Here is a 12,695-nt window from a genome sequence, read left to right on the forward strand (position 1 = left end):
GATTAGGCCCTCTCAGCCACCGCAAATCCCAGTCAAAAATAAACCGGCCCTTGAGCCGGTTTATTTGTTTTCAGGCCGCTTTCTCTAGCTGCGCCCGACGTACCACCGCCGCCAGTCGCTTCAAACCTTCATCCAGCCTCGCCGGATCGATGTGGCTGAAATTCAAGCGCAAATGCCCATGATGGTTATCCGGCTCCGGAAAGAACGGCTCCCCCGGCATGAACGCCACGTCATTGGCCAACGCCCCGTTGAGCAACGTTCGCGTATCCAGCGGCTGCTTCAGTGTCAGCCAGAAAAACAGCCCGCCCTGCGGCATGTCCCAATCCGCCAGATCAGAAAAATGCGTTTCCAGCGCCGCCTGGAAAGCATCGCGCCGCTGCCGATAGAACCCACGCAATTCGCTCAAGTGCTGCTGATACTTATCGCTGCCGATCCATTGCAACGCCTGCCATTGGCCGATGCGGTTGGTATGCAGATCTGCCGATTGCTTGAGTTTGAGCAGATGCGGGAACAGGTCCGTGCTGGCGATCAAGTAACCCACGCGTAAACCAGGCAGCAAGGTTTTCGACACGGTGCCGGTGTAGATCCAGCTCGCCTTCTGCAGACGTCCGGCAATCGGCTTGGCGCTGCCACCATCGAACGTCAGCTCGCGGTAGGGTTCGTCTTCGATCAGAGTGACGCCGAATTCGTCGAGCAATGCCGCCACGGCTGCACGCTTGGCTTCGCTGTAGCGCACGGCGGACGGGTTCTGGAACGTCGGAATCAAGTAGATGAACGCCGGACGATGCTGCTCCAGACGCTCGCGCAGTTGCGCCAGGTTTGGCCCATCAGACTCTTGCGGCACGGTCAGGCAATCGGCGCCGAACAGTTGGAAGATTTGCAACGCGGCCAGATAGGTCGGCGCTTCGAGCAGAATTTCCGTGCCTTTGTCGATGTACAGCTTGGCCGCCAGATCGAGGGTCTGCTGGGAGCCGCTGACCACCAGCACCTGACTCGCCGCGCAATCCAGGCCAAGCGCCCTCGCCTCCGCTGCCAACGCTTCGCGCAACGCCGGTTCGCCTTCGCTCATGCCATATTGGCCAAGCGACATCGGCATGTCGGCCCACTCGACCTTGGGCAGCATGGCTTCGGCCGGCAAGCCGCCAGCGAACGACATCACCTCAGGACGCTGGGCAGCGGCGAGGATTTCACGGATCAAAGAACTTTTAAGGCGCGCGACACGTTCGGAAAAAGCCATGGAAGTCACCGATAGCGAGACGAGTGAGAAATAAGTCAAACTGGTTGACTGAAATTACGACAGCCTGAGCGAGTACGTCAACATGCTTGACCTTAAAAACCCTGCAAGCCAACAACAGGCGATGGAAGCGTTTTTCTTCGGCTATCAGGCGTTCACCGCCAAGGCTGATGAAATGCTGGAACGCCGTGGCCTGTCGCGGGTGCATCAGCGCATTGTGTTTTTCATCGCGCGTTATCCGAATTTGAGCGTGAAAGAGTTGCTGGCCTTGCTCGGTGTTAGCAAGCAAGCGCTGAACATGCCGTTGCGGCAGTTGCAGGAAATGCACCTGGTGGACAGCGTGGCGTCGGAGGCCGACAAGCGTAAACGCCTGCTGGAGCTGACGTCGGAAGGTGCAAAGTTTGAACAGACGTTGCGCCGAGAGCAGGTGAAATTGCTGGAGCGGGTGTTTGCCGAGGCTGGGGAGGCGGCGGTGAATGGCTGGTTGGCGGTGAATCTGGCGCTGGGGAAAAGTCAGACGGCTCTCGACTGAATGGGACTGCCTCTTCCCGAGCAAGCTCGTTCCCACAGGGGATCGCATTTCAAATGTGGGAGCGAGCTTGCTCGCGAAGAGACCCGCACAGGCGATATACCCCTATTGACGGAACTTTCGTAAACAAAACCAAAAACAATATTTGCTTTATTTGTACACAAAAGCATAATCCACAGCGTGCGAGTTCCTGACCGCATGGTCAACAAATTCGCGTAAGCCTCAAAGGGCCGCTGCCACCCCTCATGGGTCCGGCCCTGGAAATAACAATAAAACTCTTGAGGAGTACTCGCTGTGGAAAGCCGCAAATCCGAAGCATCGACGCTGGACCTCTCGCCGCCATTACGCAGTGGCCTGCTGGAACGTCTGTTTAAACTCAGCTTGCATGGCACCACGGTGAAGACCGAGCTGATTGCCGGTCTGACAACCTTCATCACCATGGCTTACATCATCTTCGTCAACCCGAACATCATGGCCGATGCCGGGATCGATCACGGTGCAGCCTTCGTCGCCACCTGTATCGCCGCGGCATTGGGCTGCCTGTTGATGGGCCTATACGCCAACTGGCCAGTGGGGCTGGCACCGGGCATGGGCCTCAACGCCTTCTTCACCTACACCGTGGTCGGCACCATGGGCTACAACTGGGAAACCGCGCTGGGTGCGGTATTTGTATCCGGTGTGTTGTTCATGATCCTGACCTTCTCGCGGATTCGTGAGTGGCTGCTCAACAGCATTCCGGTCAGTCTGCGCTTTGCAATGGGTGCCGGTGTTGGTCTGTTCCTCGGTCTGATCGGTCTGAAAACCGCCGGGATCGTCGTCGACAGTCCAGCGACCCTGATCAAACTCGGCTCCCTGCGCGAACCTGGCCCGCTGCTTGCGGCCATCTGCTTCCTGATGATTGCGATCCTCAGCTACCACCGCGTTTTCGGTGCGATCCTCATCAGCATCATCACCGTGACCCTGGCCGGTTGGGGCCTGGGCATCGTTCACTATGAAGGCATCATGTCGACCCCGCCGAGCCTGGCGCCGACCTTCATGGCGATGAATGTGGCCGGCGTGTTCAACGTCAGCATGATCAGCGTCGTACTGGCTTTCCTCTTTGTGCACATGTTCGACACCGCCGGCACGTTGATGGGCGTCGCCCAGCGCGCCAATCTGGTCAACGCTGACGGCCGCATCGAAAACCTCTCCCGCGCGATGAAAGCCGACAGTGCCTCCAGCGTTTTCGGCGCCGTGGTCGGTGTTCCGCCCGTCACAAGTTACGTAGAAAGTGCCGCCGGCGTGGCCGCTGGTGGTCGGACTGGTCTTACCGCAGTCACCGTAGGTGTGCTATTTATAGCGGCGATGTTTTTCGCACCGCTGGCCGGCATGATTCCCGCTTACGCCACCGCCGGTGCACTGATCTATGTGGCGATGCTGATGATGGGCGGCATGGCCCACATCGAATGGGATGAAGCCACTGACGCCATCCCGGCTATCGTCACCGCAATTATGATGCCACTGACCTTCTCGGTCGCCGATGGCATCGCGCTGGGCTTCATCACCTACGTGGCGTTGAAGGCCGGTACCGGCAAGTACAAGGAAATTTCCGTGAGCCTGTGGGTGCTCTGCGCGATCTTCATCGCCAAGTTCATCTTCTTGTAAGCGTCACGCGGTTCAAGCTTCAACACAGCCTCACCCTGACCGGTGGGGCTTTTGCACATTCTTGAGTACAACAAAAAAAGGAGGAAAGTGATGAGTCTGGAAACCTGGCTGCTGTTCAGCGGCGCTGCGCTGGTGGTGATCCTGATTCCGGGGCCACTGTCGTTGTTGATGATCAGCAACAGTCTGAACTATGGGTTGCGCCGCTCGTATCCGGCATTTCTCGGCGGCGTCAGCGCTTCAATCTGCCTGCTCAGCGCCTCGGCCTTGGGACTTGGTGCATTGTTGCTCGCTTCGGAAAAACTCTTCAGCGCCCTGAAGATCGTTGGTGCCCTGTACCTGTTCTACCTCGCCTGGCAGAGCTGGCAGCAATCGCGTCAGCCCTCGGTCGGCGCCGAAGTACCACAAGCAGCGCCGGTGCCACGTTTCCGCACGCTGTTCGGCCGCGCTTTTGTGCTGGGCGCAAGCAACCCGAAAGACATCCTGTTCTTCGCCGCATTCCTGCCGCAGTTCCTCAACGCCGAACAACCGTTCCTTGCGCAGTTGCTGGTGATGATCGCAACCTGGACAGTGCTCGATCTACTCTGCAAGCTGGCCTACGGACTGGGTGCCCATGGCGCTGCCCGTTATCTGCGCAGTGGTAAAGGCCAGAGCTGGTTTAACCGAATCAGTGCCGGTTTGTTTGGCGGTGCCGGCGCGGCGTCTTTGCTCAGCAGCCATTGAAACACTGGCGGGCTCATTCTCACTGAATCAGCCCGCCGTGTTACACGCAGCCTGGAGAAGCGCTCGCCTCCAGTTACGTTAAACGTATTGCCTCGTTTGCCTTCGCTTCAAGACATATATACCGCACGCGGCCACTGACTTTTCCGCCCCCCCTGACTGCCGAGTTCACTCGGCGCCACGTTGCACATCCGGCTTTCATGGATGCCGATTCAACAAGTCTGTTTAAAAATCCCGCTGGCGTCAGGTCGCTGTCGCCACTTGTGTACCCTGCCTGCGAAACAAAAAGTTACTGCGTCAACCCGACGACAAGGTCGTATCACGATGGCGACTTGATTTTTTAGTGTGTTCTGGATGGAAAACGACAAGTAACTCTCATTTGAAATAAGAAGATTCATAATTATTCAAAGCGCTGACTTCCTTTCACTTATTTAATTGCAACACATCAGCTCTTTACTCGCACTACATGAAGTTATATCTCTATCTGCAACGTTGCCCTGCATGCTGCAGACTATATTGAACAAGGATGTTTCAATGTCAAAACCCATACCGGTTAAAGGCCACTATGCCCAGTATGACACCGTCGAAGTGTTGGACATCGGTGTGCAAACCAATGAACGCACCGCCGAGACAATCGACTTCGAAGCGACGGGAGCCGATGATGCGGGCAAGACGTCTGACTCGACCGGCCAACGAAAGCCCGGTCAGCTCAAGATGCTCGACGATCTGTTCGGACCGTTCAAGATAGGTCCGTACACCGTGACACGCCGAGCGCTGGATGCCTTGGGAGCGACCATCGATGGCCAGCCGCTGACCGGCCATAACACCCAGTTCCGCAGACCCAGTCGATCGTTCGTCAACGCCCTGCAACTCAGTTATCCCGCCATCGAAAAGCGCATGAAAGTCTCCACGTTCGGTGATGACTATTTGCTGCCTTCCTTTTTGTTCGAACTCGCCAGTCTGCGTCCGGCCACTGCCCCGCCGGTCATCAGCGAGGACATCGGGACAAGTGTCGAGGATGGCGGATACGCAAAAAAAATGGCCCGCCTGTTGAAGTCGGCCCAGACCCTCGATTTGCACCTGGCCTACTCAAGCAAGCGCAGCAACCCGAGCTGGCTCATCATCAAGAACCATTCCATGATCGGCGCCAGTGTCGGAATTCAGGCTTTTGGCATATTCATGGGAATTCGCGGCATTTACGATGCTGTGAAGAAAAATGATCAGGATGAAGTCATTTTCAACGGCATCGGTATCGGCACCGAGGTGGCCTCGATTATCACCGACGTCGCTGTGACCAAAGTCGGCCAGCGCATGATCGAGGCCGGCAGTGGCGCCTTGAGTGACTTCACCAAAACCCGTGCCGGGATCCGCCTGGGCCGTTCCGGCGGACTCATTGGCGGTGCACTGACATTACCGTTCGATATCTACAGCGCCGTCAGAGAATTCAATGCCGCCAGCAATAAAACCGGCAAAGAGGCCATGGATCATTACGTCAGCGGCGGTTTGAACATCGCCAGTGCCGCCATGACCGTCATTCTCGGCAGCGCCGCCATGGCCGGTTTTTCCTTCGCCGGCCCGGTCGGCCTCGCGGCAGGTGCGCTGATGGCGATAGGATCGCAGGTCTACGGTGCCGTACGCATGGTGGATGAAATCGATGACTACATTGAACTCACCGTTGAAGAGCGCTGGCGCACCGGATGGTTTTCCTTTGTGCCGTTGATGGACATAGACCAGGACATCAAAAATCGTTACGAACTGGCCAAAGCCAAAATCGAAACCGCCAAACGAATGCAAGCGAGCGCCAACCAGATACTCAACGAGACGCAGAAGGACACCATCGAAGCCGTCGTGCATGGCCGCTATGAAGATCGCCTGAAGAAAAGACGCGAGCGCGTAAAGCATTGGTGGGGAGTCGAAACCATGCCGATTGTCTACGTCCCTGAGGTGGTCGGCCTTGACGATACCATTGATGCTCGCGACGGCGTAACGGCCCAAACCCCTGGTGCCGTATTGGGAACGCCGGGGGAAACCAAAGGCATTTTGTGGCTGATCGGTAGTGGCAAGGACACCATCACCGGTGTCGCGGAAAAGCCTAATGCCTTTTATTACACGGAAGGCATAAAGGATCTCACGGGGGGCAATAAAGATGACAGGTTCATTGCCCAGAATGCGGCGGATGAACTGGCAAGATACAGCGAAGACAGTGAGTTTTCCCGACTCAAGGGCGGTGCCGGCAGCGACACCTTGATCATGGATGGCAAGCAGGCGCATCCGATCGCCGGCCGCGGGTACGACATCGATCTGGCGGCGGGTACCTTGCAAATTTATACGCCGCACCCGGACCCGTCGGTAGTGGATGGCGAGACGTATTCCTTCAAGACGCTGCTCGAAAGCTTTGAGAACGTTCAGACGCTGCAAGACGGAAGAAGCATTGTCACGGGCACCGCAGCCGCCAACGTGATCATCTCGAGAGGCGCGGATACCATCAACGCTGGCGACGGTGACGACTCGATTTATATGTACAAGGCAAACGCCACGGCATTCGGTGAATCGGGAGTGGATTTTTATCACGTGGAATTGGCGGAGGGTTCAGTTCTCATCTCGGAGGATGGCGTAGACGAAAGCAAGATATCGTTGGGCTGGCGAATGGACCAGATCGAGCACTGGGAGGTGGACAGATGTCGTCTTTCCATCGAAGTGAGCTTCGACTTTCATTACGGCCGCCGAAGCAGGATAGTCATCGATAACGTGTACAAAAAAACCGACGGCCGTCGGGTTTTGCACAATGACAAATTAATAATCATTACTCGCGATGGATATCACCTGAAACCGGATCTGCCTGAAACAATCGAACACGATGATCCCGTTAAGATAAACGCAGAAAAGACCAAGCAGGGACGCCCTGAACCAACGACCTTTGTCCACGCAACAGTGTGCAATGTACCCACCCGACAAAATACCCACTATTACGTTCAGCGCTACAACCTGCACACTCAATTCATAACCGGCAACTCCCCCGATTCCAATTACGGCACCCGCATCTTTCTTGATTTCGACTATGCCGAAATGACCAGTGCGCATGTTGCTTTTGCCACCACCCCCGCCATTTTGATGAACGAAGCAGCGGACAAGGACAAGATCAATGTCTCGTGTGATTTTCTGTTTTACTTCGGCAAGAGCCTGTTGCAGATCGCCGGCGTCGGCCAATATTCAGAAACAACACTCGATGCTGCCCTGAAAAACCTCGCAGCCAGCGTCTCTACCCATGGCTATAAGCTGGTATTTCGTGATGGTAAATCCCATACGCTGCTCCTGGAAAAGGAGCACGCCGTACCTCCGGCACACTATAAACACAGCGTTGTCGCCAATACACTGACCAGCCATAACTTGCTTTTCCCGCTGAGAACCCACGACAACGCGGTTTTCGAAATACCCGAAACCTACCCGGAGAAACTGGATCACGCTTCTTCCTGTGTCAGGTTCTTGCCTTTAACCGAACAATCTGCGATCGAAAACATTGCAGGGGCAGGTGCCACCTATACGGTACATTTGCGCGAGAACAGGGTGATACGGATTTCGACGCCGGGCGGTCTGGCGACAGCCAAAATTCGGTTGAACAACTCATCCACCTGGCAAATCGATGCGACGCAAATCAAAGATTTCAAGATCGTATTGTCCGGCAATCAGCTGTACATCGGAACGGTCACCCTGCATCTACCGCAGTACGGTCCTGACGATCTGATTGATCAGATTTTTGTCATCGGACCAAAAGGCGTGATACATACCGTAGACCTGACTTTCGACCGGATTTATATCGACAGCCTCGACGCCAGATATTTTGAACCGCCTACGATGGAAGATTTGCCCGAGGAATTTTCCGCGCTTGCTCAACGCGAACTGTACGTGCGCAATATTGCATTGAGCGACGGTACTCGAGGCAGGTTGAAGTACAACCTGGCGAACCGTAAATGGATTCTGGACAGTAACAAATCTCGGCAAATAACTTATTCGCAGCTGGAAATTTTCAATCGTTGCAACCATAAGTCAAAGCGGGTGCCGCCACTGTCACTGCCCGATAATTGACCACTGGCCAAACGACGTCAGCGCCTGAATAAACCGGCCCTCGGGCCGGTTTATTGTTTTCAGGCTGCGTTTTCCAGCAGCACCCGCCGCGCGCAATACACAGCAACAACCCGTTGATATACAGCGTTCAAAAATCGATCGTATTATCACGCCTCGCCTGACAAAAACCTGCCAGAACAAGGAAGTTCAGATGGCCACCACCGTACGCAAAGCGTCATTGGCAACAGCAAAAATTACTGACGCCGTCGTCATCACAGATATGCGCTTTGAAAGCGATGAGCACAATGCTTCGACCATTGATCGCAAACACAGCACTGATGAAACAACGAGCAAAAAAACCAAAAGCAAAGTAGATCAGTTGAAGCTCGCCGACTCAGTGTTTGGTCCGCTGTAACCATCAAGATCTCACCCTCTTCACGCCGCCGCCCTTGATGCATAGGCCTGCAACTTTGCACGCCGTACATCAGGCCAACCCGAAAACACGCGCGCGCACCGAAGTGTAAGTCATCGAACCTCTCCATCGTTTTCCCAACCTGGATTTTCCGGAATGCAGACGAGTGCACCTGAAAAATGCGGCGAGGCACTTCCGTGCGTTACGCATCATCCCTCAATGAGTAATTTCACATGGCGAAACCACCCAAGAAAGTTCCGGTGACAGCACCAGCCGATACAACTGTTACAACAAGACCTGCGCTGCCAGGCTCGGGCACCCGCGTCACCCCAACCTTGCCCGACACCCCATTGTCTGGCGTCGATTCAACCAGCGGGGCACACGCCACTGGCACCTCCACCCATCGACCGCCCGCCGTCATCGTCAACGAAATACCCGACACTTACAGGACCGCCCGCAGTGCAATTGCCTGGCCTCAGGACCGATTGCACGAACTGACGCCGATTGGAGAAAATACCGGCTTGTTCACCGGACCGGATCAGCGGACCTACGCACAAATCGGCAGCGAAGGCCGGTTCGTCGTCGAACGGGATTTGCAGGGCAATTATTACGTTCCTCTGACCTTTGCGCCCGGTGTTCCCGGGCCAGTACTGACCAGGACAGAAGGCCAGTCCAGTTGGCTTATCCAGCGCCCTGGCTGGCAATCGACAGCGTCTCGGACCGAAACACCTGTCACCCCGCCCCCCCTCTCCTACCTTGCGCCCGAAGACGCAAATACGCTGACCCGTGCAGAGCTTTCAGCGCATGCACTGCGTTACAACAAGCTCAACCATACCTTCGTCGATACGGCAGAAGGCACGGTCATGGTCCGTAAAAACCAACAAGGTGAGTATCAACTGGCCTCGCCGACGAGCAGGGAATCTCCCGATATTTTTTTTGAACAGATTCCCGGAACAGTACTCTGGCGCCGCAAGAGCCCGAACTCACCCACCAAAGAAAACCCTGTTGCCGGCACGTCTCGACCGATTGCCGAACCGGACGAAGCGCAACCAGGCCCAAGCAAACGACCACGGCTCGACGCACCTGTAGATCCAGTTCTGCCAATGCGCCTTGACGCGAGCGCCCCGACCGAGCAAACACCGCTTTTCTGGCTACCGTGGGGCCATCTGAACAAACCACCGCTGGTGGAGTCCGTGCAACTCGGCTGGTTTCATTATCCGATTGTGCCTGTCGGCTCCAACCGCACACCCAAAGTCTACTTTGTCCAACATCCAGACTTTACGCCTGCAGGCTTCGAGGCGTTCGACCAAATGCTCTATACAGCGCCCTTGTTGCAGCCGGTTGCAACGTTTCGCCTAGGTAACGATCCGGGAGAAATAAACCCCGGTAAACGTTTTTTTAATGAACCGATATCGCGGTCGGTTGCTAAGGCATTTCCCGACTTTTCTGATGCCACTGCACATGCCGTCGCCAAGAGATTGTTTGAACTCGCGGACAACTCACCTGTGATTACCGGCACCGGACTGATCAATATTCAGGCCGTCTTGCATCAGTGGAAGCAACGGCCGTTTCCCACGACACCAGCGTACGCCGACCCGCTAAATATGCTGAAGGTGGCACCCTCCATTGATCGCGACGGCAAAAAAATCATCCGGATGCCCTCCCAGGTCGACGGCGAGCTGCAACGGCTCAATTTCGATCCAACGCGTTTTCCCGTCGAATGGAATCACTACAAAACCTATCCGACAGATCTGAACCTCAGGCGTCTGATTGGCGCCTTGCTGGTACGCAGCGGCTACGACGTCTTTCCTCTGACTTATGAGCATCGCATGCCCACTCTGGTTTTCCGGCGCAACTCCCATGACCAGATCTATTTCCTGAAACTGGGCGCAGTGGAACATGTCGGCTTTTCCCACACCCCAGGCAATGAGCTGGCAGACCCGAGCTTGCCGGCCAGGATTGGCACCGACGCGTTGCAAGCCCTGACAACCGCCACGGCACAGAACAAAGTGGTGTGGCTGATCGGTGGCGTATTGAGGGTGCAGTCGAATCCCGAAACCGTGTTCATTTTCAGAGAGCGGTAAAGGCCGATGCGAAACTCTCGTCGGCAGCGCGTCGATGAGAGTTTTTTACACATCCGACGGATTGCGCAACATCCTGCGGCAAATGCTGGCAGGACATTACATATGTACCGCACATCCGGATGATCTTTTCCCGACCATGGCTCCCCACCCCGATGCAAACGACTGGATAAACAATCCAAAGGAGTCATTCAATGGCCAAGCCACCCAAGAAAATTCCGCGTACGCTTTCGCCCGACGCGTCCGCAACCCCCGTCGAACTGTCAGGCAATCCTCTCGGAGCTACGGCCGGGGAAATCATTCATCCTGGCCCAGGCGGCGACAATGTGCCTGGCGCAGCCGGCGCGTCTTCAACTGCCTTACCGGCAGTAACGTCACCCCAAACGGTCACTATCCACCCCTTGGCGGACGTGACTTCCCCGCGCCCCACAATCACTGTCCACCACTTCCCTGAGAGCTCAGGTTCATCACGTGCCGCCGATTGGGTATCCCTGCACTTCAGCGAAAGCCAGCAGGCAGCCGCCGCAAGCACCGCCACCAGCGCGAGTGTGCAACATCCGGTGTTCATCCATGCCGAATCGGCAAGCCAACTAAAACTTCAGGAAGGCACCGCAGAAGGTTTTCGCTACGACAAGTACAAGAAAGCGTATGTCGAAATGCACGACGGCATGGTCATGGTCGGCAAAACCGCGGATGGCTGGCGTCAGACACACGCCGGGGAAGCGTCTCCGACAGGTAAATGGGTTGAACAGATTCCGGGGACAAAACAGTGGCGTGAAATCGACGAGCCGCGACACCGCCTTCAAGCCGCAACCGACCCAGTATCCACCGAAACGACCGACGCTCTACCCGGTCCGAGCAATCGCCCATACCCGGTCCAGGAAAGCGATGTCGCATCGACGACAGGCGTGCTGATCGAACGTCTGTCAGCCCAGCGGCCGGCTGCACTGGATCTGTCGGTAGCACAGTGGAAAAACTGGGGAAAAACCACCAAACCGGAAACAGGCGAGTCGATAGAAATAGAAAAATTGCACTATCCGCTGGTCAGGCAGGTTCTACGCGCCGACACCGATCTGGTTTATCTGCAACACCCGAGGTTTAAACCTCAAGGTTTCGACGAATTCGAAAACATGCTGCGCAATGACCCTTCGATACAGCCGAAATGGGCGCTGAAACGCAATGGCCAGTGGAAGGTTCTGGACAACCACGCGCCGTTCGAAATGTCGGCAACGCAATATGTATCCAGCGCCCTGAACTCTCTGTCCGAACGCTCGGCAAATAACCTCGCCAGAGCTGTATTTGAGCGTGTGTCCACGCCTCAAGGGATTGATGCCGGTGGACTTTCAGCATTGACGCTGACGCTGCGCCACTGGACCGACAGAGTCAACAACACCTCGCCCCACCCCAGTTTTTCAGACCCCTTGATGCTACTGCCCATTTTGCCCGCCCGGCACAATGACCAATACGCCGGAGGGCTGCTCGCTTTGCCGGCGCCTGTTTCGAGCCGTTTGCAGCGTCTGGACTTCGACGTCCAGCAACTGGATTCGATGCCGAGTGCTTCGAGCACACGCGACGTATTCGGAAGAATCCTTGGCCTCAGCGGTTACAGCATCAACCCGAACAGACACCCGCATCCAAGTGGCGAAGACGTGATGATTTTTCACCGAGAAGGCGTCGCTGCTGTTTTCGTATTGAAGTTGACCCCTGTTACGCAGACGCCTGTACCTCGTTACTCCGTTGTCGGCTCCGAAATTGCCAGCCCGCAGTTCCAGAGCAGACTCAGCGAAGCGGACAGACAGGCGCTGGCCGAACATCTCAAAAGTTACAAAGTGATTTATCTGGTGGGCGGCAAACAACAGATTTCCCCCGATAACTCGACCCTGTTCATTGTTAGAGAAGGGTGAATACACAACCCGGCATCTGCGCAACTTGTCCGCAGATTTTTGTGGACAAGCCTCAATAAAACCTCTTGTTCCATACACCGAGTTCAAATCAATGGTCAAACCACCGAAGCGC

General features: G+C 55.8%; 8 protein-coding genes. 7 read left to right on the top strand and 1 reads right to left on the bottom strand.

The features are described 5' to 3' along the window. Window positions 1–70: 70 nt before the first annotated feature. A complete protein-coding gene (locus ACM6IN_RS26110) occupies window positions 71–1,237 on the bottom strand; it encodes a PLP-dependent aminotransferase family protein (protein ID WP_414916963.1) in 1,167 nt (388 codons plus the stop codon). 82 nt (window positions 1,238–1,319) lie between these two features. On the opposite strand from ACM6IN_RS26110, the gene ACM6IN_RS26115 reads away from it, so the two are divergent. From ACM6IN_RS26115 to ACM6IN_RS26145, 7 genes are all read left to right on the top strand, one after another. Next, on the top strand, window positions 1,320–1,766 hold the full coding sequence (locus ACM6IN_RS26115; protein ID WP_414916964.1) for a MarR family winged helix-turn-helix transcriptional regulator: 447 nt from the start codon (window positions 1,320–1,322) through the stop codon (window positions 1,764–1,766). A gap of 291 nt (window positions 1,767–2,057) precedes the next feature. Continuing rightward, window positions 2,058–3,407, top strand: coding sequence for an NCS2 family permease (locus ACM6IN_RS26120; protein WP_007914003.1), 1,350 nt, complete (start codon window positions 2,058–2,060; stop codon window positions 3,405–3,407). Between the two features lie 90 nt (window positions 3,408–3,497). After that, the gene (locus ACM6IN_RS26125; protein WP_007914001.1) at window positions 3,498–4,127 is read left to right on the top strand and encodes a LysE family translocator; all 630 of its coding nucleotides are present in this window, start codon (window positions 3,498–3,500) and stop codon (window positions 4,125–4,127) included. A 531-nt stretch (window positions 4,128–4,658) separates the two neighbouring features. Next, entirely contained in the window at window positions 4,659–8,207 is a 3,549-nt protein-coding gene (locus tag ACM6IN_RS26130; RefSeq protein WP_414916965.1) for a calcium-binding protein, read from the top strand. A 190-nt stretch (window positions 8,208–8,397) separates the two neighbouring features. Next, window positions 8,398–8,601 carry a hypothetical protein gene (locus ACM6IN_RS26135; RefSeq protein ID WP_007913998.1) on the top strand — a complete coding sequence of 68 codons (204 nt, stop codon included), beginning with the start codon at window positions 8,398–8,400 and terminating at the stop codon, window positions 8,599–8,601. Window positions 8,602–8,831: 230 nt separating this feature from the next. Then, window positions 8,832–10,682: a hypothetical protein gene (locus ACM6IN_RS26140; RefSeq protein ID WP_414916966.1), complete on the top strand. Its 1,851-nt coding sequence runs from the start codon at window positions 8,832–8,834 to the stop codon at window positions 10,680–10,682. 191 nt (window positions 10,683–10,873) lie between these two features. After that, window positions 10,874–12,583: a hypothetical protein gene (locus ACM6IN_RS26145; protein WP_414916967.1), complete on the top strand. Its 1,710-nt coding sequence runs from the start codon at window positions 10,874–10,876 to the stop codon at window positions 12,581–12,583. The last annotated feature ends 112 nt before the right edge of the window (window positions 12,584–12,695 follow it).

Source organism: Pseudomonas sp. IT-P395 (genome assembly GCF_949767675.1).
Taxonomy (GTDB): Bacteria; Pseudomonadota; Gammaproteobacteria; order Pseudomonadales; family Pseudomonadaceae; genus Aquipseudomonas.

Bases quoted from the DNA above. Each gene is read 5' to 3' on its own strand.
- ACM6IN_RS26110 (WP_414916963.1), bottom strand. From the start codon at position 1,237: ATGGCTTTTTCCGAACGTGTCGCGCGCCTTAAAAGTTCTTTGATCCGT.
- ACM6IN_RS26115 (WP_414916964.1), top strand. From the start codon at position 1,320: ATGCTTGACCTTAAAAACCCTGCAAGCCAACAACAGGCGATGGAAGCG.
- ACM6IN_RS26125 (WP_007914001.1), top strand. From the start codon at position 3,498: ATGAGTCTGGAAACCTGGCTGCTGTTCAGCGGCGCTGCGCTGGTGGTG.
- ACM6IN_RS26130 (WP_414916965.1), top strand. From the start codon at position 4,659: ATGTCAAAACCCATACCGGTTAAAGGCCACTATGCCCAGTATGACACC.
- ACM6IN_RS26135 (WP_007913998.1), top strand. From the start codon at position 8,398: ATGGCCACCACCGTACGCAAAGCGTCATTGGCAACAGCAAAAATTACT.
- ACM6IN_RS26140 (WP_414916966.1), top strand. From the start codon at position 8,832: ATGGCGAAACCACCCAAGAAAGTTCCGGTGACAGCACCAGCCGATACA.
- ACM6IN_RS26145 (WP_414916967.1), top strand. From the start codon at position 10,874: ATGGCCAAGCCACCCAAGAAAATTCCGCGTACGCTTTCGCCCGACGCG.